Source organism: Sphingomonas jejuensis, assembly GCF_011927695.1.
Classification (GTDB): Bacteria; Pseudomonadota; Alphaproteobacteria; order Sphingomonadales; family Sphingomonadaceae; genus Sphingomonas_K; species Sphingomonas_K jejuensis.
This window is the reverse complement of sequence record NZ_JAATJE010000002.1, coordinates 378886-401148: the sequence shown is the minus strand read 5'-3', so window position 1 is coordinate 401148 and position 22263 is coordinate 378886. Positions and strand designations below refer to the sequence as shown.

The 22263-nt window shown below is 69.1% G+C and carries 27 protein-coding genes; 19 read left to right on the top strand and 8 right to left on the bottom strand.

The annotated features are described in order from the left end of the window. Positions 1 to 3: 3 nt before the first annotated feature. From GGR88_RS11520 to pgmG, 3 genes are read left to right on the top strand one after another with little or no spacing between them, the layout of a single operon-like run. Positions 4 to 798, top strand: a complete 795-nt coding sequence (locus GGR88_RS11520) for a division plane positioning ATPase MipZ (RefSeq protein ID WP_209023381.1) — start codon at positions 4 to 6, stop codon at positions 796 to 798. Then, the gene (locus GGR88_RS11515; RefSeq protein WP_342449789.1) at positions 795 to 1058 is read left to right on the top strand and encodes a J domain-containing protein; all 264 of its coding nucleotides are present in this window, start codon (positions 795 to 797) and stop codon (positions 1056 to 1058) included. Before GGR88_RS11520 ends, GGR88_RS11515 begins: the two co-directional genes overlap by 4 nt. Continuing rightward, the gene (gene pgmG / locus GGR88_RS11510; RefSeq protein WP_167955124.1) at positions 1055 to 2443 is read left to right on the top strand and encodes a phosphoglucomutase/phosphomannomutase PgmG; all 1389 of its coding nucleotides are present in this window, start codon (positions 1055 to 1057) and stop codon (positions 2441 to 2443) included. Before GGR88_RS11515 ends, pgmG begins: the two co-directional genes overlap by 4 nt. A 48-nt stretch (positions 2444 to 2491) precedes the next feature. Here pgmG and GGR88_RS11505 read toward each other — a convergent pair whose 3' ends face one another. From GGR88_RS11505 to GGR88_RS11495, 3 genes are read right to left on the bottom strand one after another with little or no spacing between them, the layout of a single operon-like run. After that, positions 2492 to 4153 (bottom strand): hypothetical protein, encoded by a 1662-nt coding sequence (locus GGR88_RS11505; RefSeq protein ID WP_167955122.1) that lies wholly within the window; start codon positions 4151 to 4153, stop codon positions 2492 to 2494. Between the two features lie 18 nt (positions 4154 to 4171). Further along, positions 4172 to 4696 carry a YceD family protein gene (locus GGR88_RS11500; RefSeq protein WP_167955120.1) on the bottom strand — a complete coding sequence of 175 codons (525 nt, stop codon included), beginning with the start codon at positions 4694 to 4696 and terminating at the stop codon, positions 4172 to 4174. Next, positions 4693 to 5214, bottom strand: a complete 522-nt coding sequence (locus tag GGR88_RS11495) for a ubiquinol-cytochrome C chaperone family protein (RefSeq protein WP_167955118.1) — start codon at positions 5212 to 5214, stop codon at positions 4693 to 4695. The genes GGR88_RS11500 and GGR88_RS11495 overlap by 4 nt, the downstream gene beginning before the upstream one ends. 109 nt (positions 5215 to 5323) lie before the next feature. Between GGR88_RS11495 and GGR88_RS11490 the strand changes: the two genes are divergently transcribed. From GGR88_RS11490 to GGR88_RS11480, 3 genes are all read left to right on the top strand, one after another. Further along, positions 5324 to 5812, top strand: coding sequence for an outer membrane protein assembly factor BamE (locus GGR88_RS11490; protein WP_167955116.1), 489 nt, complete (start codon positions 5324 to 5326; stop codon positions 5810 to 5812). A gap of 113 nt (positions 5813 to 5925) precedes the next feature. Beyond that, the gene (locus GGR88_RS11485) at positions 5926 to 7266 is read left to right on the top strand and encodes an ammonium transporter (RefSeq protein WP_167955114.1); all 1341 of its coding nucleotides are present in this window, start codon (positions 5926 to 5928) and stop codon (positions 7264 to 7266) included. A gap of 111 nt (positions 7267 to 7377) precedes the next feature. Next, on the top strand, positions 7378 to 7581 hold the full coding sequence (locus tag GGR88_RS11480; protein ID WP_167955112.1) for a hypothetical protein: 204 nt from the start codon (positions 7378 to 7380) through the stop codon (positions 7579 to 7581). A gap of 3 nt (positions 7582 to 7584) precedes the next feature. Here GGR88_RS11480 and GGR88_RS11475 read toward each other — a convergent pair whose 3' ends face one another. Then, positions 7585 to 8028 carry a protein tyrosine phosphatase family protein gene (locus GGR88_RS11475; protein WP_245196898.1) on the bottom strand — a complete coding sequence of 148 codons (444 nt, stop codon included), beginning with the start codon at positions 8026 to 8028 and terminating at the stop codon, positions 7585 to 7587. Next, on the bottom strand, positions 8025 to 9785 hold the full coding sequence (recQ, locus tag GGR88_RS11470; RefSeq protein ID WP_167955110.1) for a DNA helicase RecQ: 1761 nt from the start codon (positions 9783 to 9785) through the stop codon (positions 8025 to 8027). Before recQ ends, GGR88_RS11475 begins: the two co-directional genes overlap by 4 nt. Positions 9786 to 9854: 69 nt before the next feature. Here recQ and GGR88_RS11465 point away from each other — a divergent pair, with 69 nt between their 5' ends. The 3 genes from GGR88_RS11465 to GGR88_RS11455 all read left to right on the top strand — a co-directional run bounded on the left by GGR88_RS11465 (position 9855) and on the right by GGR88_RS11455 (position 11011). Then, positions 9855 to 10001, top strand: a complete 147-nt coding sequence (locus tag GGR88_RS11465; protein WP_167955107.1) for a hypothetical protein — start codon at positions 9855 to 9857, stop codon at positions 9999 to 10001. A gap of 66 nt (positions 10002 to 10067) precedes the next feature. Next, complete coding sequence (locus GGR88_RS11460; protein WP_167955103.1) at positions 10068 to 10373, top strand: ArsR/SmtB family transcription factor; 306 nt, start codon at positions 10068 to 10070, stop codon at positions 10371 to 10373. Next, complete coding sequence (locus GGR88_RS11455; RefSeq protein WP_167955101.1) at positions 10355 to 11011, top strand: SdpI family protein; 657 nt, start codon at positions 10355 to 10357, stop codon at positions 11009 to 11011. Before GGR88_RS11460 ends, GGR88_RS11455 begins: the two co-directional genes overlap by 19 nt. Before the next feature lie 3 nt (positions 11012 to 11014). Here the strand turns inward: GGR88_RS11455 and GGR88_RS11450 are convergent, their stop codons facing one another. Beyond that, positions 11015 to 12841 carry an ABCB family ABC transporter ATP-binding protein/permease gene (locus GGR88_RS11450; protein ID WP_167955099.1) on the bottom strand — a complete coding sequence of 609 codons (1827 nt, stop codon included), beginning with the start codon at positions 12839 to 12841 and terminating at the stop codon, positions 11015 to 11017. A gap of 132 nt (positions 12842 to 12973) precedes the next feature. Here GGR88_RS11450 and GGR88_RS11445 point away from each other — a divergent pair, with 132 nt between their 5' ends. The 9 genes from GGR88_RS11445 to clpS all read left to right on the top strand — a co-directional run bounded on the left by GGR88_RS11445 (position 12974) and on the right by clpS (position 19769). Next, the gene (locus tag GGR88_RS11445; RefSeq protein WP_167955096.1) at positions 12974 to 13216 is read left to right on the top strand and encodes a hypothetical protein; all 243 of its coding nucleotides are present in this window, start codon (positions 12974 to 12976) and stop codon (positions 13214 to 13216) included. Between the two features lie 27 nt (positions 13217 to 13243). Next, the gene (locus GGR88_RS11440) at positions 13244 to 13627 is read left to right on the top strand and encodes a hypothetical protein (protein ID WP_167955094.1); all 384 of its coding nucleotides are present in this window, start codon (positions 13244 to 13246) and stop codon (positions 13625 to 13627) included. A gap of 82 nt (positions 13628 to 13709) precedes the next feature. Beyond that, positions 13710 to 14567 carry an SDR family oxidoreductase gene (locus GGR88_RS11435; RefSeq protein WP_167955092.1) on the top strand — a complete coding sequence of 286 codons (858 nt, stop codon included), beginning with the start codon at positions 13710 to 13712 and terminating at the stop codon, positions 14565 to 14567. Continuing rightward, positions 14542 to 14898 carry a hypothetical protein gene (locus GGR88_RS11430; RefSeq protein WP_167955089.1) on the top strand — a complete coding sequence of 119 codons (357 nt, stop codon included), beginning with the start codon at positions 14542 to 14544 and terminating at the stop codon, positions 14896 to 14898. Before GGR88_RS11435 ends, GGR88_RS11430 begins: the two co-directional genes overlap by 26 nt. Positions 14899 to 14941: 43 nt before the next feature. Beyond that, entirely contained in the window at positions 14942 to 15856 is a 915-nt protein-coding gene (locus GGR88_RS11425) for a sulfite exporter TauE/SafE family protein (RefSeq protein WP_167955086.1), read from the top strand. Beyond that, positions 15853 to 16605 carry a TIGR02186 family protein gene (locus GGR88_RS11420; protein ID WP_167955084.1) on the top strand — a complete coding sequence of 251 codons (753 nt, stop codon included), beginning with the start codon at positions 15853 to 15855 and terminating at the stop codon, positions 16603 to 16605. The genes GGR88_RS11425 and GGR88_RS11420 overlap by 4 nt, the downstream gene beginning before the upstream one ends. 77 nt (positions 16606 to 16682) lie before the next feature. Further along, positions 16683 to 18344, top strand: a complete 1662-nt coding sequence (locus GGR88_RS11415) for an ATP-binding protein (RefSeq protein ID WP_167955082.1) — start codon at positions 16683 to 16685, stop codon at positions 18342 to 18344. 92 nt (positions 18345 to 18436) lie between these two features. Further along, complete coding sequence (locus tag GGR88_RS15370; RefSeq protein WP_245196881.1) at positions 18437 to 19258, top strand: phasin family protein; 822 nt, start codon at positions 18437 to 18439, stop codon at positions 19256 to 19258. Positions 19259 to 19433: 175 nt separating this feature from the next. Beyond that, on the top strand, positions 19434 to 19769 hold the full coding sequence (gene clpS, locus GGR88_RS11405; RefSeq protein WP_245197067.1) for an ATP-dependent Clp protease adapter ClpS: 336 nt from the start codon (positions 19434 to 19436) through the stop codon (positions 19767 to 19769). 36 nt (positions 19770 to 19805) lie between these two features. On the opposite strand, the gene GGR88_RS11400 is transcribed toward clpS, so the two are convergent. Continuing rightward, a complete protein-coding gene (locus tag GGR88_RS11400) occupies positions 19806 to 20510 on the bottom strand; it encodes a Crp/Fnr family transcriptional regulator (RefSeq protein ID WP_167955068.1) in 705 nt (234 codons plus the stop codon). Between the two features lie 177 nt (positions 20511 to 20687). Between GGR88_RS11400 and murA the strand changes: the two genes are divergently transcribed. After that, complete coding sequence (murA, locus tag GGR88_RS11395; protein WP_167955066.1) at positions 20688 to 21971, top strand: UDP-N-acetylglucosamine 1-carboxyvinyltransferase; 1284 nt, start codon at positions 20688 to 20690, stop codon at positions 21969 to 21971. Between the two features lie 3 nt (positions 21972 to 21974). Here the strand turns inward: murA and GGR88_RS11390 are convergent, their stop codons facing one another. Continuing rightward, a complete protein-coding gene (locus GGR88_RS11390; RefSeq protein ID WP_167955064.1) occupies positions 21975 to 22256 on the bottom strand; it encodes a hypothetical protein in 282 nt (93 codons plus the stop codon). Positions 22257 to 22263 lie beyond the last annotated feature (7 nt).

Genomic DNA, 22263 nt, shown 5'->3' with positions numbered 1-22263 from the left:
CGAATGGCAATCGGCGGCACGCACCTGATCGTGTTCGCGAACGAAAAGGGCGGCACGGGGAAATCCACCACCGCCGTCCATGTCGCCGTCGCTCTCGCCGCTACCGGCCGCAGCGTCGCCGCCATCGATCTCGATCATCGCCAGCGCACCCTTGCCCGCTATCTCGAAAACCGTGTCGCCACCATGCGCAAGCGGTCGCTGGACCTGCCGGTGCCGCGTTGGAAGGTGCTGGACGGCACGGCGGAGGACGGCTTCGATGCCCGCCTGGCGGAGATTGCGGACGGTGCCGATTTCCTGGTGATCGACACGCCCGGCCGCGACGATCCCCTTGCCCGCGCCGCCGCGCGGCTGTCGGACACGCTGGTCACGCCGATGAACGACAGCTTCGTCGATTTCGACCTGATCGGGCAGGTCGATGCCGAAAGCTACAAGGTCACGCGCCCGTCCTTCTATTCGGAGCTGATCTGGGACACGCGCAAGGCGCGGGCCCGGGCCGACGGCGCGACCATCGACTGGGTGGTGCTCCGCAACCGCCTCCAGCATATCGAGGCGCGCAACATGCGCCGGGTCGGCGACGCGCTCCAGCAGCTGTCGAAGCGCGTCGGCTTCCGCCTGATCCCGGGCTTGGGCGAGCGCGTGATCTACCGGGAGCTGTTTCCGTCGGGGCTCACGCTTCTCGACATCGCGGCCATGACGGACGTTGGCCTCGGCCATGTCGCCGCACGCCAGGAACTGCGCGAGCTCGTCTCCGGCCTGCAGCTTCCCGAACGCGCCAGCACGGCGGCGCTCGCGTCGTGAAGCTGCTCCTGCTCGGCCTGCTGGTGCTGGCGGTGCTCGCCTGGCTCGGCCGGTCGAAGCGCCCGGCCATGACGCTCGCGGAGGCGCGCCGCACGCTGGAACTCGGCGGCGGAGCCTCGGCCGACGATGTGCGTTCGGCCCACCGCCGCATCATCGCACGCGTGCATCCGGACGCGGGCGGCAGCGCAGAGCTTGCCGGCCGCGCCAACGCCGCGCGCGACACCCTTCTTGCCGAGATCGAGAGACGGAGCCGTTCATGACCCATCAGTTTCACCCCAGTTCGCTGCGCGAATACGACATCCGCGGGATCATCGGCGAAACGCTTGGCGAAAAGGACGCCTATGCGATCGGCCGCAGCTTCGCGACGCTGCTGACGCGCGCGGGCGGCACGCGGGTGGCGGTCGGCTATGACGGGCGCGAAAGCTCGCCGCGGCTGTCCGACGCGCTGATCGACGGGCTCACCACGGGCGGCGTCAGCGTGGTGCGGGTGGGCCTCGGCCCCACGCCGATGCTCTATTATGCCGAAGCCGTGCTCGAGGTGGACGGCGGCATCATGATCACCGGCAGCCACAACCCGGCGAACTACAACGGCTTCAAGATGGTGTTCCAGCACCGGCCATTCTTCGGTGAGGACATCCAGGAGGTCGGCCGGCTGTCGGCCGCGGGCGATTGGGTGGAGTCGGACGAGCGCGGCAGCGTCGCCGATTTCGACATCCTCGACCAATATGTCGGGCGTCTGGTCGCCGGCTATTCGGGCGGCGAGTACCGGATCGGCTGGGACACCGGCAACGGCGCCGCCGGCCCCGCGATCGAGAAGCTGACGGCGCAGCTGCCGGGCGAGCACCACCTGCTGTTCACGGACGTCGATTCGGCCTTCCCGAACCACCATCCCGACCCGACCGAGGAAAAGAACCTGGAGGACCTGCGCCGCCTGGTCGCCGAAAAGGGGCTCGACTTTGGCGTCGCCTTCGACGGCGACGGCGACCGCATCGGCGCGATCGACGGGCAGGGCCGCATCGTGTGGGGCGACCAGCTGCTGTCGATCCTTGCCGAGCCGGTGCTGAAGGCGGTGCCCGGCGCCACCATCATCGCCGACGTGAAGACCAGCCAGGCGCTCTACGATCGCGTGGCGGAACTGGGCGGCGAGCCCTTGATGTGGAAGACCGGCCACAGCCTCATCAAGTCCAAGATGAAGGAAACCGGTGCCCCGCTCGCCGGCGAGATGAGCGGCCATATCTTCTTCGCGCACGACTATTACGGTTTCGACGACGCGCTTTATGCCGCCGTCCGCCTGATCGGGGCGGTCAAGGCATCGGGCAAGTCGCTGACCCAGCTGAAGTCGGACATGCCGCAGATGGTCAACACGCCGGAAATGCGCTTCCAGGTGGACGAGACGCGCAAGTTCGCGGCCGTGGACGAAGTGCTCGACCGGCTGGAGGCGGACGGCGCCGACGTCAACCGCACAGACGGCGCGCGCGTCAACACGCCCGACGGGTGGTGGCTGCTGCGCGCATCCAACACGCAGGACGTGCTGGTCGCCCGCGCCGAGGCGAAGGACCAGGCCGGGCTCGACCGGCTGATGGCGCAGATCGACGATCAGCTGGCGAAGTCGGGCATCGAACGGGGTGAGCAGGCCGGCCACTGAGGCCGGCCGCGCGCCCGCCCGGGGCCGACGCCGCTCATGCGCGCGGGGCTAGAGGCCGAAGGCCTTCAGCCCCGCGTCCACCAGTTCTTCGATCCCGCGCCGCGGCCCCGCGCCGCGCCGCCCGCCCAGCGGCGCTTCCTCCACGATCAGCACGCCCGCGCCTGCCTGCACCCGGTCCTTCAGCAAGGATTCGCGGCCAAGGAAGTAGGGCCAGAACGTCTCCGACCGCGTGACGGCGTAGGAGAGGTCCGCCGAAAATCCGATCAGCTGGTCGCTGCCGAAAACCCGGCCGGCCTCCGCCCGCTCCACGCGCACCCCGCGGCCGCCCTTCAGCACCAGCCGCGCCGGCCCATGGAACACCAGAAAGCGAAGCTGCAGCGTCAGCCAGGCATTGAGGCTGAACAGCCGCCAGTGGCTGGTGATCCTGAGCGGCCGGCCGATCGGCTCCGCCACCGCAGCAAGGGCGCGCGGCTGCACGACGCAAGCTGCGCCGTCCGGAAGGGTCAGGATCGCCACCTCGGCAAAGGGGTCGGCCGTCGCGGACACCGTGGTCGCGCCCCCGTCGCCGCGCAGTCGCGTGAGGAAGCTCAGGCCGGACGCGATGCTGGTCAGCGGATGGCGCGTGTCGAGCAGCCAGCGGGTCGCCTTGGTGCCCTCCACGCTGGTCGACTGAAGGAAGGACTGCCGCACCAGCAGCTCCTCGCCCGGCGACAGCCGTACCGCCACGGATGGGCCGCTGCGGTCCGGCAAGGGGATCGGGCGGTCGCCGCCGCCCGGCACCCGCAGCCGAATGGACGGGCGGCGCATCGCCAGCGGCGCCAGCACGAACCAGCAGAACAGCCGAATGGCATAGGGCATGAGGATAATGCCCATGAGCAGCCATGCCGCCGTCCGCAGGATGCCCGGCAGCCCGACCTGCGCGCTCCACGTGCCCAGCCGGTCGGCATAGGTCCGCCGCAGCGCCCCGGCCCGGTCGACCGCAAGCCTCTCGAACGCCGCACGCGCTTCGGCCACCCGCCGCTGGGCAGTGACCTCCGCCGTGGCCATCCGCTCGCGCGACCGGACCAGCCGCTCCGCCTGGCCGCGCGCCCGCTCTGCCCGCGCCTGGGCCGCCGTGTAGCGCGCCGCTGCGGCCTCACGCTGCTGGTTCCGGCGAAAGGCATCCTGCCAGCTCCGCGCCGCGCGCATGTCCGCGGCCGCCCGGCGCATCTCCGCGGCCGCCGCGCGCATGTCGGCGACATGACGGGTGATTGCATCTTCGACGCTTTCCCCCGGTCGGCGCGCATCGGCGGTGGCGCGCAGTTCGGTCAGGACGCTGATCTCCCGCCCGATCGCCGCCTGCTCGAAGCAGGCCCGGCGATTGTCGATCACCGCGGCCGCACCCCCGCGCAGCGCCGCTCCCAGGTCGCTGCCGCACCGCCCGGCGCGGTCCGCCTGCGCCTGCCGCGCCGCCCCCAGCCGCGCGTCGATCTGCGCCACGCCCAGCCGGTGGGCATCGGTGAGTGCGCGCTCCCCGCCCGTCAGCGCGTCGCGTCCCGCGGCGTCCAGCGCAGGGCCGGCGACCCGCGCCGACTGCACCTGCGCGCTGAGATCCCGGTACCGGTCGTAGGACGGCCGGATCATCTGGTAGGCGATCAGCGCCGCGACCAGCGCGACGAACAGCAGCCCCTTGCGGCCGATCCACCGCGCCAGCGCGGTGACGATGCTCAACGCGCGCCGCCCGGCCGCCTACTCACCACGCGCAAGCTTGTCCTTCAGCGCCGCGAGCGACCCGAACGGACCGGCCTCTTCCTCGCTCTTTACGCCCGCCGCGCGCAGCACGGCATCCGCGTCCGGCGCACGGGGAAAGGGCGGCAGCGCCAGGGCGAAGGTCTCGGCGACCGCCTCTCCCAGGTCGATCGCGTTGCCATCCAGCGGCAACGTATCGCAATCCTCCTCCGACAGCTCGATCTCGTCGCCCTCCGGCGCATCGTCCACGAAGCGGAGATGAAAGGCCTCGTCGATCAGGACGGGCACGGGCGCATCGGTCACGACGCAGCGCTGCGCGCCGGTGCCGTGCAGCGTCCCTTCGGCATGGACGATCCCGGACCGGAGCGTCAGCCGTGCGGTCGCGTCCAGCCGGTCGAGCGCGTACAGGTCGAACCGCCGAGCCAGCGCCTGACGCTCGTCGGCGTCCGCCTCCACGGCCACGTCGCGGCCGCCTTCACCCACGGTGTCGAGCGCGATGCGGCGTGAGAATTCCGGCATGCTCATGCCGGCGGCAGCGTGCCGGCCAGGATGGCGGCGCTCGGCGTCTGCGCAAGCTCCGACCGGAACCGGGTGAGGGCTGCGGCCACATGGTCAAGTGCGGCCTCGCCGGGATCGACCCCGCGATAGATGTTGCGGACCAGCGCGGGCTTCAGCTCGACCGGATCGGTGCTGGTGCGATAGGCGGTCAGCCGGCCGCCCAGCGCGCTCATCATCCGCCCGGCATGCTTGCCGACAACCACGTCGCCCACGCCGATCTCGCGCAGCTGCCCGACCATGTCGTCCATGAACACTTCGGCCAGGTGTGTGGAGGGTGCGCGGGCCGCCGGGTCGTCCTCCAGCCGGATGAGCACCGCGGCCATGATCGCGGCGATCATGTCGAACCGGCCATCAATCGTGTCCGGCACGCGGCCGTCGAGATACCAATGTGGTTCACGCGCACGCGTGACGATCGCCGAATAGAGCGGGGTGATCGCCGCGGCGTCGTCGCCCCGGCCTCGGAAAAGACGCTGCAAGAAGGACATGGGGGGCGGGCGCATCCTTCGCTGGCTTGCCGATCCACGGTGATCGCGCATATTGAGCGGGCGCGCGGCCGTTGCAAGGCGATGCGCTTGTGGTTGAGTTGGAGAGATCATGTCGGTGACGGGAACGAGGCTGGTGACGCTTGCGGCGGCGCTGCTGCTGGTGGGCGCGGGCGGCTGCACGCAGTCGATCACCTATTCCGGCTATGTCGCCGACGAAAGCCTGACCAGCGCGATCGCGCCGGGCGTGGACAACCGCGCCTCGGTGCAGGGGACGCTCGGGCGCCCGACCTTCCAGGGCCAGTTCGATCAGCGCGACTGGTATTATGTTTCGCGCCAGACGCGGCAGTTCGCCTTCGGCCGGCCCAAGGCGGCGTCGCAGAACGTGATTCATGTCCGCTTCGACGATGCCGGCAACGTTCAGTCGGTGGAGCGCACCGGCCTGGAACAGATCGCGTCGGTGTCTCCGACGTCGCGCACCACGCCGACGCTCGGCCGCGACCGCAGCTTCTTTGACGAGATCTTCGGCAACATCGGCCGCGTGGGCGCGCCGGGCATGGGCGGCGCCAACAACGGCAGCAACACCGGCACGCCGAACTGACCTTCCGGAACATTCTGTCCTAAAATCGTTCGCAGGCGCAGCAAAAAGCTTGGCGAACGGAAAGTTTTTGTTAGCATCGTCCCTTCGCATCAGCAGCATCGAAGGGGGTGGCGATGGGACTAACGGGACGGAGCCTGGTGGCGGCGGCGCTCGCGGGGCTGGTTGCCTCGCCGGCGCTGGCGCAGTTGCAGGCAGAGGCCGCGCCGGTCGCGGCGGTGGTGGACAAGGGCGACACCGCCTGGATGATGACGGCCACCGTGCTCGTCATGGCGATGATCGTGCCGGGGCTGGCGCTGTTCTACGGCGGCCTTGTCCGCACCAAGAACATGCTGTCCGTCCTCACCCAGATCATCGGCGTCGCCAGCTTCGCCATGATTCTGTGGGTGATCTACGGCTACACTCTCGCCTTTGGTGACGGCGGCAACGCGTTCATCGCCGGCGCGGGCAAGCTGTTCCTGGCCGGTGTCACCGCCGACTCGACGGCCGCGACCTTCACCGACGGCGTCGTCATTCCCGAATATGTCTTCATCGCCTTCCAGATGACCTTTGCGGCCATCACCGTCAGCCTGGTGGTCGGCGGGCTGGTGGAACGGCTCAAATTCTCCGCGCTGATGCTGTTTGCGCTGGTGTGGCTGACGATCGTCTACCTGCCGATCGCGCACATGGTGTGGGCGGCCAACGGCCTGCTCTTCAACTGGGAACCGGCGGCGCTCGACTATGCCGGCGGCACGGTGGTGCACATCAACGCAGGCGTGTCGGCGCTCGTCGGTGCGCTGATCCTGGGGCCGCGCCTCGGCTACAAGCGGGAGATCATGGCGCCGCACTCGCTCACCATGACGCTGATCGGCACGGGTCTGCTCTGGGTGGGCTGGTTCGGCTTCAACGCCGGCTCTGCGCTGGAGGCGAACGGCTCGGCCGCGCTTGCCATGCTCAACACCTTCGTGGCGACGGCGGCGGGCGTGCTGTTCTGGATGCTGGCGGAGCGTGCGCTGGGTCACAAGGCGTCGCTGCTCGGTGCCTGTTCGGGCGCGATCGCCGGCCTCGTCGCGGTGACGCCCGCAGCCGGCAACTCGGGTCCGTTCGGCGCCATCCTGCTCGGCGGGATCGCGGCCTTCGTCTGCGCCTGGTTCGTCGTGTCGGTGAAGCCGCGGCTGCGTCTGGACGATTCGCTTGACGCCTTCGGCATCCACGGCCTGGGCGGCATCATCGGCTCGATCGGCACTGCCGTCACCATGCTGCCTTCGCTGGGTGGTCCCGGCGGAGACGATTACGCGCTGGGCGCGCAGCTCGGCACGCAGGTGATCGCGGTCGTGATCGCGATCGTCTGGGCCGGGGTCGGGTCGGCCATCGCCTTCACCGTCGCCAAGCTGGTCACCGGTCTCCGCGTCACCGAAGAGGTTGAGCGCGAAGGCCTCGATCTGGGCGAGCACGGCGAGCGCGCCTACAACTACTGATCGTCATCGGCCGGTCCGCGCCGCCGGACCGGCCGAACGAAAGTCTCAGCGCGGCACGGAAACGCGGGCCGAGTTGGGCGTTGCCAAACCCCGAACAGCATCGGAGGTTTTATGGCACGCGCCTTGTCCCGCTTCACGATCGAACCCGATTCGGAAGGCTATCTCCTGTCGATCGAGGACGATGACGGAAACTCGACCGAGTTCACTGCCACGGTCGAGCAGCTCGACCTCATCGCCGAGGCGATCGACGAACATCTGTCCACTGCGGACGACCTCGACGACTATGACGACGACGAGGACGCGGACGAGGAATAAGCGTTATCGCGCCTCGGCGGCGAGGCGCTCCATCAACGGCCGGACGGCGGCGAGGTCATACCCCGCCGCCGCCGCCTGGCTCGACAGCGTGTCCGGGTCGCCGCCGGCCCGGGCCCGCGCCAGCGCCCACAAATAGGCCGACCGCGTTCCCGACCGGCAGAACGCCAGCACCGCGCCGGCATCTGCCGATGCGGCGTCCACCGCATCCAGCATCTCGGGCGAAACCCCGCCGCTCATCGGCGCGTGGGTCCAGGCGATCCCTTCCGCCCGCGCGGCCGCGGCCAGGCTGGCGTCGTCCGGCTGTCCCGGCTGCTCGCCATCCGGCCGGTTGTTGATGATCGCGGTGATGCCGGCCTGCCTCAGCGTCGCCAACAGCGCGGCATCGATTTGCCCCGCAACGGCAAAGCCGTCCTCCAGCCACCGCAGGTCCACGTCCTTGTCCATCATGCCGCATCCTTCATCGCCTGGAGGAACGCCGCGCCATAGGCGTCCAGCTTCTTTGCGCCCACACCCGTGATCCGGCCGAGCGCCGCCAGAGTGGCCGGGCGCACGGATGCCATCTCGCGCAGCGTCCAATCGTGGAACACCACATAGGGCGGGACGCCTGCTTCGCTTGCCAGCCGGCGCCGGCAATCGCGCAGCGCCTCGAACAGCGGGTCGTGCGGCATCTCCCCGTCCGCGCCCTCGCCCCGCCGGCGCCGCGCGCGCACCGGCGGCAGCACGATGGAAAGCGTTCCTTCCCCCTTCAGCAGCGCGCGGGCGCCCGGCCCGAATTCCAGCCCGCCATGATGGTTGGTGCGGAGCGCATCGCGCAGCAACAAGGCGCGCGACACCGGCCGCAACAGCGTCGCCTCGCCCGCGCTGACGATGCCCCACACCGACAGCTGCTCGTGTCCGTTCATCAGGCTGCGCTCGCTCGACTTTCCCAGCAGCACGCTTTCCACATAGCCGCTGCCGAAGCTCTGGCCGGTCCGGAACACGGCGGACAGATATTTGCGGGCGACCTCCGTCGCATCCACCGCCGCCGGCGGCGTCAGGCAGTTGTCGCAGTTGCCGCACTGCTCCGCGGGCGCTTCGCCGAAGTGCCGCAGCAGCACCGCGCGCCGGCACCCGCCGGTCTCCACCAGCGCCCCCATCGCGGCCAGCCGGGCGCGCTCGCCGGGCTGGCGGTCCGGCTCCACCTCGCCGATCCGCAGCCGCGCGCGCGCGAAATCCTCCGCACCCCAGAACAGGTGCGCCACCGCCGGGTCGCCGTCGCGCCCGGCGCGCCCGGTTTCCTGATAATAGGCTTCGATCGATTTTGGCAGGCCGGCATGCGCGACGAAGCGGACGTCGGGCTTGTCGATTCCCATGCCGAAGGCGACGGTCGCCACCATCACCATGTCCTCCGACTGCACAAAGGCGGTCTGGTTGGCGGCGCGCACGGCCGGATCCAGTCCGGCGTGATAGGCGCGGACCGGCCGCCCGGTGCGGCCCAGCGCCTCGGCCAGCTTCTCCACTCCGGCGCGGGTCTGGGCATAAACGATGCCCGGGCCCAGATGCGCCTTCATCAGGGCACTGATCTGCGCGGTGGCGTTGTCGCGCGGCGCGATGCTGTAGCGGATGTTGGGCCGGTCGAACCCGGCGACGATCAGCCCGTCGTCGGGGATGCCCAGCTGCACCAGGATGTCGGCGCGCGTATGGGCATCGGCGGTCGCGGTCAGCGCCAGCCGCGGCACATGGTCGAACCGGTCGAGCAGCGGCCGCAGCAGCCGGTAATCGGGCCGGAAGTCATGCCCCCATTCGCTGACGCAGTGCGCCTCGTCGATCGCGAACAGGGCAAGGTCCACCTGATCCAGCAACTGGGCGAATCCGCTGCCCGATGCCCGCTCGGGCGCGACATACAGCAGGTCGAGCTCGCCCGCCTTCAGCCGGGCGATCGTCTCGGCGCGATTGTCGTCGGCCGATGTCAGCGTGGCGGCACGGATGCCGACGGCGGTGGCGGCGCGCAGCTGGTCGTGCATCAGCGCGATCAGCGGGGAGATGACGACGCACGTTCCCGGCAGGGCGGCCGCCGGCAGCTGGTAGCAGAGCGACTTGCCCGCGCCCGTCGGCATCACGGCCAGGGTGCGCCGGCCCGCCATCACGCGGTCGACCACCTGCTGCTGCACGCCGCGAAAGCCCGCGAAACCAAAGAGCTGGCGAAGCTTTGCGGTCAGGTCCATGTCTGGGGCAGTAGCGGCGGCGCGGCGATCCTGTCGAGCGGTGCCGCATGGTGACGGTGAGGTGGCGTGATGAAGCAAGCGATGATCCTGCTGGTGCTGGGCCTGCTCACCTCGGGCTGCGACACCGCCCGCGACCGCGTGGAGGCCAACGACGCGGCTGCGGAGACCACCGCCGTCGTGACCAACCAGGCACCCGCCGAACCCGCACCCCGATAGTCTCGTCCGTTCACGCTTGACCTTTTTTGTCGCAAGGCTAATTAGTCTTGAGACGAAGGAGTGGCGATGAACGAGGTGTTCGATGCGCTGGCCCACCCGATCCGCCGGCGCGTGCTGGAGCTGTTGCGCGGCGGCGGGATGAGCGCGGGTGCGCTCGCCGATGCCTTTGACGTGTCAAAGCCGACGATGTCGGGCCACTTCGCGCGGCTGAAGGCGGCCGGGCTGATCCGCGCCGAACAGCGCGGCACGTCGACCATCTACACGCTCAACCTGTCGCTTCTCGAAGAGGTGATGATGGGTTTCATGGGCCGGCTCGGCGTCGGCGAGGACAGGCAGGCAGAAGGGGAGGGGACATGGAAAACCGTGGACTGAAGATCGCGTCGGCCGCGACCGTTGGGGTGATGGCGCTGGTGGCGGCGGTCGCGTGGAAGAATGCGGCGCCGGGCGTCGCGCTTCCCGTGCACTGGGATGCCGCGGGCCTGCCCGATCGATTCGCGGACGCGGGCACCGCGCTGCTGACGCCGATCGCGGTGACGATCCTCCTGTCGCTGCTGTTCGCGGCCCTGCCGTCGATCGAGCCGTTGCAGCGCCGGATGGAGGCGAGCGCGCCGTTGCTGCGCACCTGCTGGGCCGGACTGCTCGCGTTGATGCTGGTCGTGCAGCTGATGGTGGCCGCACCCCTGCTCGGTCTCGCGGCCCAGCCGTCGCTGATCCTGGCGGGGGTCGGCGCGCTCCTGGTCGCGGTCGGCAATGCGCTTCCGAAATCGCGACCCGGCTTCTTCGTGGGGATCCGCACGCCGTGGACCCTTGCCGATACCGATAACTGGATCGCGACGCACCGGTTCGGCGCCTGGACCACGGTGATCGCCGGACTGGTGATCCTGCTTGCCGCGCTCGCGCCCATCGATGCGGAGGCGCGGCGATCGCTCGTCATCGCGGCCATCCTCAACATGGTGGCGACGCCGGTGCTCTATTCCTTCCTGATCTGGCGGCGGCAGCACCGCGCCTGATCGTCACTCCGCCGCGACGGCGACCTCGTCGACGTCGCTTTCGGCCGCCTGGCGCGCCCACATCTCGGCATAAAGGCCGCGGCGCGCCAGCAGCTCGGCATGGGTGCCGCGCTCGGCCACGCGACCGGCGTCCAGCACGATGATCTGGTCGGCATCGACGATCGTCGACAGCCGGTGCGCGATGACGATGGATGTGCGGCTTTCCGCCACCGCGCCCAGCGTCCGCTGGATCGCCGCCTCCGTGCGGCTGTCCAGCGCGCTGGTGGCCTCGTCCAGGATCAGCACCGGCGGGTCCTTCAGCAGCGTGCGGGCGATCGCCACGCGCTGCTTCTCGCCGCCCGACAGCTTCAGCCCGCGCTCGCCGACCATCGCGTCATACCCGTCGGGAAGCGCGCGGATGAACTCGTCGATCGCCGCGCCCTTCGCCGCCGCCTCGATCTCCTCCGGCCCGGCGCCCTCTCGGCCATAGCCGATGTTGAACCCGATCGTGTCGTTGAACAGCACCGTGTCCTGCGGAACGATGCCGATCGCGCGGCGCAGGCTGTCCTGCGTCACCCGCGCGACGTCCTGCCCGTCGATCAGGATGCGGCCGCCCTGCAGGTCGTAGAAGCGGTAGAGCAGCCGCGACAGGGTCGACTTGCCGGCCCCGGACGGGCCCACCACCGCCAGCGTCCCGCCGGCAGGCACGGTGAAGCTGACGTCGTGCAGCACCTGCCGGTCCGGCTCATATCCGAAGCGGACATGCTCGAACCGGACCTCGCCCCGCGTCACCGCCAGCGCGGGCGCGCCGGGGATGTCCTTCACCTCGGCATCGGTATCCGCCAGGTCGAACATCGCCTTCATGTCGATGAGGCCCTGGCGGATCGTCCGGTACACCATGCCCAACAGGTCCAGCGGCCTGAACAGCTGCATCAGCAGCGTGTTCACGACCACCACGTCGCCCGGGCTGAACCGGCCGGTCGACCAGCCCCAGACGGTAAACGCCATCGCGCCCGCCATCATGCCGTTGGTGATCAGCGACTGGCCGATGTTCAGCCAGGCAAGCGACGTTTCCACCTTCACCGTCGTCCGGGCGAGCGCCTGGACCGCGGCGGCATAGCTCCGCTCCTCGCGCGCCTCGGCGTTGAAATATTTGACCGTCTCGTAGTTCAGGAGCGAATCGACCGCGCGCGCGGTCGCATGCGTGTCATGCTCCGTCCATTGCTCGCGCAGCCGGGTGCGCCATTCGGTCATCACCTTGGTGAACCAGACGTAGAGCGCGACCACCGCGAGCGTCGCCGCCACCAGTCCGACACCGAACCGCGTCCAGAACAGCGTCAGCACGATGGTCAGCTGGAACGCCGTCGGCGCGATGTTGAACAAGAGGAAATAGAGCATCGTGTCGATGCTCTTGGTGCCCCGCTCGATCACCTTGGTGACCGCGCCCGTCCGGCGTTCCAGGTGGAAGCGCAGCGACAGCCGGTGGAGATGGCCGAACACGCGCTCGGCCAGCCGCCGCGTGGCATCCTGCCCGACCGATTCGAAGATGCCATTGCGCATGTTGTCGAGCAGCACGCCGCCGAAGCGCGCGCCGGCATAGGCGACCACCAGCGCCACCGCGATCGCGACCCCGGCTTCCTGTCCCGCCGTCAGCCGGTCCACCGCCGCGCCATAGGCGAGCGGCATAACCAGCGTGGTCAGCGCAATCGACGCCACGACGAGGGCGAAGGACAGCGCGACGCGCACCCGCAGGCCGATGTCGTCGGCGGGCCACAAATAGGGGAGGAAGCGGCGGAGCGTCGCCCATCCGGCAGGATCGGCCACGCCCGGGGCGGTGGTGTCGGGCGGCATCGCTCCGCCATATGGGGACGATCCGACGCCGCACAAAGATGATCTGTTCGTCTAAGCTTCCACTCTGCTCGTCGATGCAACTGCACGGCTCATCGCGCGTTATGCGATGAGGTGAACGGAAGGATGCTGGGCATGGAGCCGCTTCTCTACGTCATTGCGATCATGGGGTGCGCGGACACCGGCTCCGCCTGCACGCAGATGCGCGTTCAGCCCACCGCGTTCCGGACGGAGGCGAGCTGCCGCGCCGCGCAGGACGACGCACTGATCGCCGCAAGCGACCTCGACTTCCCCGTCATCCTCGCCGAATGCCGCGCAACCACCATGCAGATGGCCGATGCGCGACCGCAGGGCGACAGGATCGTCGCGTCGCGCTAATATCCTCGCCGGTCGGGGAGGGTGAAGATGCGCGCAGTGTTGGGTTTGATCGTCGGCATCGTTGTCGGGGTGCTCACCGTCGCGCTTGTTGAGCGGATCGGCGGGCTGCTCGCGCCCGCGCCGCCAAGCTTCACCCGCCTCACCCCCGCGGAACTTCCCGCCGCAATTGCCGCGCTGCCGCTCGCCAACAAGCTGTCCGTCGTGCTGGCCTGGTTCCTGGGCGCGCTGGGCGGGGCCGCGCTTGCCGTGGGCGTGTCGTGCCGCGCCTGGCCCGGCTGGGTGGTCGCCGGGCTGATCCTCGCCCTGGTGCTGCTCACCATCCTCGCCATCACGCATCCGCTGTGGATGGCGATCGCCGGCATCGCCGGCCCGCTGCTCGCCGGCTTCATCGCCACCCGGCTCGCCCGATGAGCTTTCGCCGGCTCCTGCCGAAACGGTCTGAACCGCCCGCCATCCGCGGCGTTGCAGGGGCTGCGACGCGAAAGGATGACAGATGGCCACCGATTTCACGCCCCCGACCACCGAAGAGCCCGGCATGCCCGGGTCCGAAGCGGACCTGCAGCCCAAGCCCGAATGGCAGCCGCGCTACCCCGGTTCCGGCAGGCTGAAGGACAAGGTCGCGATCGTCACCGGTGCCGACAGCGGCATCGGCCGCGCCGTGGCGGCCCTGTTCGCGCGCGAGGGCGCCGATGTCGCCATCCTCTATCTGGACGAGCATGAGGATGCCGCGGAAACCAAGCGCATCGTGGAGGCGGAAGGTCGCCGCGCCCTCACGGTCGCCGGCGATGTCGGCGACAAGAGCTGGTGCGACGATGCCGTCGCCAAGGTGATCGCCGAATTTGGCAAGCTCGACGTGCTCGTCAACAATGCAGGCGAACAGCATCCGGACAAGGACATCACCGACATCACGGAACAGCAGCTGCGCCGCACGTTCCAGACCAACATCTTCGGCATGTTCTTCATGGTCCAGGCGGCGCGCCCGCACCTGAAATCGGGCGCGGCGATCGTCAACTGCACCAGCATCACCATGTACCAGGGTGCCGCCATCTTGCTCGATTATTCCAGCACCAAGGGCGCGATCACGGCCTTCACCCGGTCGCTTTCCGAAAGCCTGGTGAAGGACGGCATCCGCGTGAACGGCGTGGCGCCCGGACCCATCTGGACACCGCTCAACCCGTCGGGCGGCCAGCCGAAGGAGAACATTCCCGATTTCGGCAAGGACACGCCGATGGGACGCCCGGGGCAGCCCAACGAGGTCGCCCCGGCCTTCCTGTTCCTGGCGTGCGAGGATGCCAGCTACATCTCGGGCCAGGTGATCCACCCGAATGGCGGCACGGTCGTCAACGGCTAATCCCCCGCCCGCACCGCCGCGCACGCCCGACGGACGCTACATCGTCCATGTCGGGCGTGCCGGCCCGCGGCTGTGGCGCGCGACCGATCCTAGGATTGATCCGGCGACGCGGGACGCGCTTCGCCAGGCGCTCGGCCGCGCGCGTGCCGGGGTGCGGCTGGCCAGGGGAGATCCGGCCGCCCGCGCCGCGGCCCGTGCCGCCGTGGATGCCGCCAAGCGCGCGCTGGGAGAGCGCGGCCCCGTCTGGTGGACGGACGGCGCGCCCGATCTCAACCGGCGCCTGATTCGCAACACGCCCTATGCCGGCTGGTGGGCATCGCAGGAGGGTTGATGCGGGTTCACCTCACCCACCGCATCCGATAGGCCGGGGCCGCATGGATCTCTACCTGCCCATCGCCAACCTGTCGGTGAACGCGCTTGTCATCGTCGCGCTGGGTTTCGGCGTCGGACTGCTGTCTGGCATGTTCGGCGTCGGCGGGGGGTTCCTCACCACGCCGCTGCTGATCGTCTACGGCATCCCGCCCACGGTCGCGGCGGCGTCCGCGACGACGCAGGTGACCGGCGCCAGCGTGTCGGGCGCGCTCGCGCATCTCCGGCGCGGCGGCGTCGACATGAAGATGGGTGCCGTGCTCGTGGCGGGCGGCCTCCTGGGCTCCTTGGCGGGCGCGTGGCTGTTCCGCGTCCTTCAGCGGATCGGCCAGATCGATACGGTGATCGGCGTCCTTTACGTCCTGCTGCTCGGCTATGTCGGCACGCTGATGGCGCGCGACGGGATCCGCAGCCTCGTCGCGTCCCGCCGTGGGGAACAGCCCGCACCCAGCCGGCGAAAGCATCACCGGCTCGTCGCCGCGCTGCCGATGCGGTGGCGCTTCTACGGCTCGGGCCTCTACATCTCGCCCGTCGCCCCGCTGCTGGTCGGCTTCTTCGTGGGCGTGCTCACCATCCTGCTCGGCGTCGGCGGCGGCTTCGTGATGATCCCGGCGATGCTCTACATCCTGGGCATGGCGACGCGGGTCGTTGTCGGCACCTCCCTGTTTCAGATCCTGTTCGTCACGGCGGCGGCCACGCTTGTGCATGCGCTGACCACCCAGGCCGTCGACATCGTCCTCGCCGTGCTGCTCCTCGTCGGCAGCGTCACGGGCGCGCAGATCGGCGCAAAGCTCGCGCTCCGGCTGAAGCCCGACATGCTCCGGCTGATGCTCGCCTTCCTGGTCTTGGTGGTCGCCATCCGCATCGGCCTCGGCCTCGGCTGGCGCCCGGACGAGATCTACACGGTGCAGCCGTCATGAGGGCGCTGCTGCTCCTTCTCCTCACGCCGCTGTTGATGGCGCAGGGGTCGCCGCGGCTGGTGCCGGACGTGTCGCAGCGCTCGATCGACATCATCTACAGCTTTACCGGCGCGCAGCTGCTGGTGTTCGGCGCGATCCTCTATCCCGGCGGTCGCGTTCCCGATTCGCCGGCCGATGTCGTGGTGGTGCTGAAGGGGCCGACCGAATCGATCACGGTGCGCGAAAAGCAGAAGGTCGCCGGCATCTGGGTCAACGCCGACAGCGCGCGCTTCCGATCCGCGCCCACCTTCTACGCCGTCGCCTCCTCCCGCCCGCTCGACCAGATCGTCGATGAACGCACCGCCGCCATCTACGAACTCGGCATCAACAGCCTGCAGCTGTCACCGACCACCGCCGGCACCCCGGGGGAAGCCGTGCGCTTTGAGAACGGCCTGGTCGACCTGCGCCGCCGCGGCGGCCTCTATGTGGAGGATGCCCGCCCGGTGGAGATCAGCGACGACGTGCTCTACCGCGCGCGCATCGACGTGCCGGCGCGTGTCGTCGTCGGGCGCTACACGGCCGAAACCTTCCTGATCCAGGACGGGCGCGTGGTCGCGGCCGCGGTGCGGGAGATCGTCATCCGCAAGTCCGGCTTTGAACGCTTCGTGGCCGCCGCCGCCAACCAGCATGCGCTGCTCTACGGGCTCGTCGCGGTGGGCGTGTCGCTGCTGCTCGGCTGGATGGCAGGCGCGCTGTTCCGCCGCGGCTGAGTTCCTCCGCCGCCGACGAATTCTTTACCTCGTGGCCGCTAAGCCTCTGGACGGAGACGCAGCGGGGACGACCGACGATGAATCAGATGACCGGCGTGGCAGGGTTCGCCAACGCTCTTCCAGTCGGCCCCGGCCTGCTGGCCGCCCGCGATCTCGGCGAGCTGACCGAGACCGCAGGCGCACGGTCGGTCGTGCGGATGGATCTGGCCGCGCTCGAATTGCTGGTCGGCGATCCGGATCCCAGCATCGCCATGTCCGGTCAGGTCGGCGCGCAGCTGAAGCTCAGGATCGGCGGCACCTGGCTCATCGCCAGCGTGCGCTCGCTCCGCCGCGATCCGGACAGCCCGCTTCATGTCCTCGCAGAAATCGACTTCCTGGGCGAAGGCGATGAGGAACGGCTGACCGGCCGCATCTACAATTTCCGCCGCGGCGTGACGCGCTACCCGATGCCGGGCGCGCGTGCCTACGCCGTCACGGGCGCCGACATGCGCGAGATCTTCAGCGCGAACGAGCGTCCGCATGTGGAGATCGGCACGATCTACCCGACCCGCGACGTTCGCGGCGCGCTGTTCGTGGATGCGCTGCTCGGCAAGCATTTCGCGCTGCTCGGCTCCACCGGCACCGGCAAGTCGACGTCCACCGCGCTCATCCTCCACCGCATCTGCGAGCTCGCGCCGGAGGGTCACATCGTGATGATCGACCCGCACGGGGAATATTCCGCCGCCTTTCGCACCACCGGCATGATCTACGACGTCTCGAACCTTCAGATGCCCTATTGGCTGATGAACTTCGAAGAACATTGCGAGGTGTTCGTCACCGCGTCCGGGCGCGAACGGCAGATCGACGCCGACATCCTGGCCAAATGCCTGATGGCCGCGCGCAGCAAGAACAAGCTCGCGACCGAGATCGGCAAGATCACCGTCGATTCGCCCGTGCCCTACCTGCTGTCCGATCTGTCCAACATCCTGCAGCAGGAAATGGGCAAGATGGACCGCGCCGGCGACACCGCGCCCTATCTGCGGCTCAAGACCAAGATCGACGAGATCAAGTCGGACCCGCGCTACGGCTTCATGTTCTCCGGCATGCTCGTCGCGGACACGATGGCGGAATTCCTGTCGCGCATCTTCCGGCTTCCCGGCGACGGCAAGCCCATCTCGATCATCGACGTGTCGGGCGTGCCGTCCGACATCACGGCCGTCGTGGTCGCCGTGCTCAGCCGCATGGTGTTCGACTACGCCATCTGGTCACGCAACGAGCCGCAGCGCCCCGTGCTGCTCGTGTGCGAGGAAGCGCACCGCTACGTGCCCTCCGATCGCGACACCAGCGGCCGGGCAGTGCGCAAGGTGCTGGAGCGGATCGCCAAGGAAGGCCGTAAGTACGGCGTGTCCCTCGGCCTCATCACGCAACGTCCGTCGGATCTGGCGGAAGGCGTGCTGTCGCAGTGCGGCACCATCATCGCGATGCGCCTCAACAACGACCGCGACCAGGCCTTCGTGCGCGCTGCCATGCCGGAAGGCGCCCGGGGCTTCCTCGACTCGATCCCGTCGCTCCGCAATCGGGAGTGCATCGTGTGCGGCGAGGGCGTTCCCATCCCGATCCGCGTTGCGCTCGACACGCTTGAGGAGCACAAGCGGCCGGCCTCCAGCGACCCGCTTTTCTCCGAGCTGTGGAAGCACAGCGGGGGGGAGGAAGAGATCATCCCGCGTGTGGTTAAGCGCTGGCGCGGGCAGGGAAAATGACAGTTTTGTGCACTGCACAAAAACCCTTGAAACCTGATTGAACACACTCTATTTGCTGCGCCGCAACATGGACGCAGTTGTATGGAGTGCAGATGACCGCCAAGCCGAGCAAACCCGCCGGATCGCGTAAGTCGACCCGCAATGCCGCCGTGACGCCCGCGACCGGCGACGTGACCGTGCCGTTCGTGAACGCACAGGCGGCTGACGCTGCCGGCGTGTCCATCGCGGACGCGGTGGAGACGACGACCGATCGTGCGGTCGTTGCGGCATCGATCCCCCCGGTCGCACCCGTTTCCGCCGATGCCAGTGGCTCGGCGGACGAGACCAAAAACGCTCCCGAGCTGACGTCCGATGTCGCTTCCGCCGCATCGCAGGTCCAGGCTCCGGCGGCGGACACCCCGGCGACGGCCTCTGAGGCTGCGCCCAACCCTGTTTCGGAGAGCACCATGACCGACGTCAACAAGATGAACGAGCAGATCAGCAACGCCACCGCCCAGGCTGCCGGCAACGCCCAGGCCGCCGCCGGCGAGATCAACGACCGCGCCAAGCAGGCGATGGAGCGTTCGGCCCGTCTGGTTGAGGACTTCAACGACTTCTCGAAGGGCAACATCGAGGCGCTGGTCGAGTCGTCCAAGGCCGCCGCGCGTCATGCCGAGGCGCTGAGCCAGCAGACTGCCGAGTTCGGCCGCAAGACGTTCGAGCAGACCTCCGCCGCCATCAAGGAGATGGCGTCGGTGAAGTCGCCGACCGACCTGTTCCGCCTGCAGAGCGAGTTCGCCAAGAACGCGTTCGACCAGCTGGTCGCGGAGAGCTCGCGCAACAGCGAAGCGATGCTCAAGGCTGCCGGCGACGTGTTCCAGCCGCTGTCCAACCGCTTCGCGGTCGCGGCCGAGAAGATGAAGATCGGCGGCTGACGCCGGCCGTCGCGTAAAGCGTTGCGTATCGGGCGGCCGCTCCCTCTGGGGGGCGGCCGTTCCTGTCTGGAAAGGGCCGCACGGCGCGGAAAAGCAGGGTAAATTGCCGCGGCTCGCCTTGCCCTCGGCGGGTCGGATGCCATATTCTGCACCACGCATGGCCACCCTCATCGACATGATCCGCATGGCGGACGACAAGAATGGCGACGACGCCGGCACCGGTCTCGGCGTTGCGACGCGCACCCGTGCCAAAGCCAAGAAGCCGTCGCTCTACAAGGTGCTGATGCTGAACGACGACTACACGCCGATGGAGTTCGTCGTGCTCGTCCTCCAGCAGGTGTTTCGCATGACGATGGAGGACGCCACCCGCGTCATGCTCCACGTCCATCAGCGCGGCGTCGGGGTGTGCGGCGTGTTCAGCTACGAGGTCGCCGAGTCGAAGGTGACCCAGGTCATCGATTTCGCGCGCCAGAACCAGCACCCGCTGCAGTGCACGCTCGAAAAGGCGTGACGGCAGGCGCGTAGGCGCGCTCGTCGGGCCGTCGGGTCAGGCGTGCTCCGGGATCCAGCTCGTGTCGATCGTCTCGCGCTCGACATAGTGCGCCAGCCGCATCAGCTTCGGCTCGTCCAGCACCGTCACCATGCTTCCGTCGCGGGTGATCGATCCTTCCTCCACCAGCGCGCGCATCATCCGGTTGACGTGCACCGCCGTCAGCCCGGTCGCATCGCCGATCTGCTCCTGCGTCAGCCGCATGGAGAACTGGTCGGTCACGCTGGGGTCCAGCCGCCGCAGGCGGTTGAGCAGGTCGAGCAGGAATGCCGCCAGCCGCGCCCGCCCCGATCCCCGGCCCAGGGACGCGATCCGGTCGGCCAGCGTCAGCCGCTCCAGCTCCGCCATCGCCAGCAGGTGGGATGCCAGCCGCGGGTGGTCGGCCAGCAGGCGCGCCATGGCGCCGCGATCGATCATCGCCGCCGTCACCTCCGTGATCGCGCACAGCGACATCGGGACGCGCGGGACCATCAGGTTGGCGCTTCCCATCAGCTCGCCCGGCAGGTGAACCTGCACGATCTGGCGGCTGCCGTCGTTCATCAGCGTGGCGGCGATCACCCATCCTTCGGACAGGATGACAAGCTCTTCGGCCTGGTCATTCTCGCGCTGTATATAGGCGCCACGCCGCCAGCTCCGCTGCCGGCTTTCAAGACGCTCCACCGCCTTGGCCTCCTCTGGCGCAAGCGGTGACAGCCGCGACATTCGCGCGACCAGTCCAATCCCCTTCAAAGTCAACCCTCGAGACCCGTTTCGTTACACGCAATGTGGGCAAGACGGGAAAGCGCGGCATTATCTTGGATCAGACCGGTGCAATTAGTTCGCATCACTGGTCGAAATGGGTGTGCTTGCACCGCACCGGGCGGTCGCTAGAAGCGCGAGATGGACCGTATCATCATCAATGGCGGACGCCGCCTCGAAGGGCGCTTGCCGATCTCCGGCGCGAAGAACGCGGCGCTCACGCTTCTGCCCTGCTGCATCCTCACGGACGAGCCGCTGACGCTGCGCAACCTGCCGCGCCTGGCCGACGTCGACGCGTTCGGCCACCTCCTGAACGAGCTGGGCGTGTCAACCACCGTGGAAGGTGCGTCGCCCGGCGACATCGGCCGCGTGATGACGCTGCGTGCCAACCGCCTCACGTCAACCGTCGCCCCCTATGACATCGTGCGCAAGATGCGCGCGTCCATCCTCGTGCTCGGCCCGCTGGTCGGCCGCGCGGGGGAGGCGACGGTGTCGCTGCCCGGCGGCTGCGCGATCGGCAACCGCCCGATCGACCTTCACCTGAAGGCGCTGGAGGCGCTGGGCGCGGAGATCGAGCTGGCGGCGGGCTATGTCCGCGCGGTTGCTCCCGGCGGCCGGCTTCCCGGCGGCGATTTCGCGTTTCCAGTGGTTTCGGTCGGCGCCACGGAAAATGCGGTCATGGCCGCCGTGCTCGCGTCCGGCCGCTCCGTCCTCGACAATGTCGCGCGGGAGCCGGAGATCGTCGACCTGTGCCGGCTGCTGCAGGCGATGGGCGCGCGCATCGACGGCATCGGCAGCGCCACGCTCACCATCGACGGCGTGGCGGAGCTGCACGGCGCCACCTACCGCGTCATGCCCGATCGGATCGAGGCGGGCAGCTACGCCTGCGCCGTCGGCATCGCCGGCGGATCGGTGGAGCTGGCGGGCGCGGAGCCGGCCGACATGGCCGCCACCCTGGATGCGCTGATCGCCGCCGGGCTGGCGGTGGAGCAGGGTCGCGATTTCGTCCGCGTGACGGCGGATGGCCCGATCAATCCGATCACGCTCTCCACCGCGCCGTTTCCCGATTTCGCGACCGACATGCAGGCGCAGTTCATGGCGATGCTGACGCTTGCGGCCGGGGAAAGCGTGCTCACGGAGACGATCTTCGAGAACCGCTACATGCACGTGCCCGAGCTTGCCCGCATGGGCGCCGACATCCGCGTGAACGGCCGCACCGCCACCGTCCACGGCGTAAAGGGCTTGAGCGGCGCGCCCGTGATGGCGACCGACCTGCGCGCGTCGATGAGCCTGATCATCGCCGGGCTCGCCGCGTCGGGCACCACGGAGGTGTCGCGCATCTACCATCTCGACCGCGGCTATGAGCAGCTCGAATCGAAGCTGCAGGCGATCGGCGCCGACGTGGAGCGCGTGTCGAGCGGCTGAGGCTCAGCCGTTCGGGTCGCGCCAGCCCAGCCCCTTCAGCTCGTCGCCGCGCCCCTCTTCGATCAGCCGGGCGGCATCGTCGCTGGTGCCGTACCGGCGCAGCGCCTCCACCGGATTGTCGCGGATCAGCGCCGCGATCGTCGGCTCCTCGGGCGGGGCGTCGTCCGCAACGCCGGGGTCGAAGCGCTCGTCGCCGGCGCGCGGCGGCATGCGGTTGGGCGACCGCGTGCCCAGGATCATGGCGGCCGTCACCGCCAGGATGATCGCCAGCAGCGCCCACATCATCGATCCG

Coding starts and splice junctions, on each gene's coding strand:
- GGR88_RS11430 (WP_167955089.1), top strand. CDS start 14,542: ATGGCGGCACGGTCGTCAACGGCTAATCCCCCGCCCGCACCGCCGCGC.
- GGR88_RS11425 (WP_167955086.1), top strand. CDS start 14,942: ATGGATCTCTACCTGCCCATCGCCAACCTGTCGGTGAACGCGCTTGTC.
- GGR88_RS11455 (WP_167955101.1), top strand. CDS start 10,355: ATGGAAAACCGTGGACTGAAGATCGCGTCGGCCGCGACCGTTGGGGTG.
- GGR88_RS15370 (WP_245196881.1), top strand. CDS start 18,437: ATGACCGCCAAGCCGAGCAAACCCGCCGGATCGCGTAAGTCGACCCGC.
- GGR88_RS11465 (WP_167955107.1), top strand. CDS start 9,855: ATGAAGCAAGCGATGATCCTGCTGGTGCTGGGCCTGCTCACCTCGGGC.
- recQ (WP_167955110.1), bottom strand. CDS start 9,785: ATGGACCTGACCGCAAAGCTTCGCCAGCTCTTTGGTTTCGCGGGCTTT.
- GGR88_RS11490 (WP_167955116.1), top strand. CDS start 5,324: ATGTCGGTGACGGGAACGAGGCTGGTGACGCTTGCGGCGGCGCTGCTG.
- GGR88_RS11475 (WP_245196898.1), bottom strand. CDS start 8,028: ATGATGGACAAGGACGTGGACCTGCGGTGGCTGGAGGACGGCTTTGCC.
- GGR88_RS11440 (WP_167955094.1), top strand. CDS start 13,244: ATGCGCGCAGTGTTGGGTTTGATCGTCGGCATCGTTGTCGGGGTGCTC.
- GGR88_RS11520 (WP_209023381.1), top strand. CDS start 4: ATGGCAATCGGCGGCACGCACCTGATCGTGTTCGCGAACGAAAAGGGC.
- GGR88_RS11500 (WP_167955120.1), bottom strand. CDS start 4,696: ATGAGCATGCCGGAATTCTCACGCCGCATCGCGCTCGACACCGTGGGT.
- pgmG (WP_167955124.1), top strand. CDS start 1,055: ATGACCCATCAGTTTCACCCCAGTTCGCTGCGCGAATACGACATCCGC.
- GGR88_RS11480 (WP_167955112.1), top strand. CDS start 7,378: ATGGCACGCGCCTTGTCCCGCTTCACGATCGAACCCGATTCGGAAGGC.
- GGR88_RS11415 (WP_167955082.1), top strand. CDS start 16,683: ATGAATCAGATGACCGGCGTGGCAGGGTTCGCCAACGCTCTTCCAGTC.
- murA (WP_167955066.1), top strand. CDS start 20,688: ATGGACCGTATCATCATCAATGGCGGACGCCGCCTCGAAGGGCGCTTG.
- GGR88_RS11390 (WP_167955064.1), bottom strand. CDS start 22,256: ATGATGTGGGCGCTGCTGGCGATCATCCTGGCGGTGACGGCCGCCATG.
- GGR88_RS11445 (WP_167955096.1), top strand. CDS start 12,974: ATGGAGCCGCTTCTCTACGTCATTGCGATCATGGGGTGCGCGGACACC.
- GGR88_RS11400 (WP_167955068.1), bottom strand. CDS start 20,510: ATGTCGCGGCTGTCACCGCTTGCGCCAGAGGAGGCCAAGGCGGTGGAG.
- GGR88_RS11495 (WP_167955118.1), bottom strand. CDS start 5,214: ATGTCCTTCTTGCAGCGTCTTTTCCGAGGCCGGGGCGACGACGCCGCG.
- clpS (WP_245197067.1), top strand. CDS start 19,434: ATGATCCGCATGGCGGACGACAAGAATGGCGACGACGCCGGCACCGGT.
- GGR88_RS11485 (WP_167955114.1), top strand. CDS start 5,926: ATGGGACTAACGGGACGGAGCCTGGTGGCGGCGGCGCTCGCGGGGCTG.
- GGR88_RS11420 (WP_167955084.1), top strand. CDS start 15,853: ATGAGGGCGCTGCTGCTCCTTCTCCTCACGCCGCTGTTGATGGCGCAG.
- GGR88_RS11460 (WP_167955103.1), top strand. CDS start 10,068: ATGAACGAGGTGTTCGATGCGCTGGCCCACCCGATCCGCCGGCGCGTG.
- GGR88_RS11450 (WP_167955099.1), bottom strand. CDS start 12,841: ATGCCGCCCGACACCACCGCCCCGGGCGTGGCCGATCCTGCCGGATGG.
- GGR88_RS11435 (WP_167955092.1), top strand. CDS start 13,710: ATGGCCACCGATTTCACGCCCCCGACCACCGAAGAGCCCGGCATGCCC.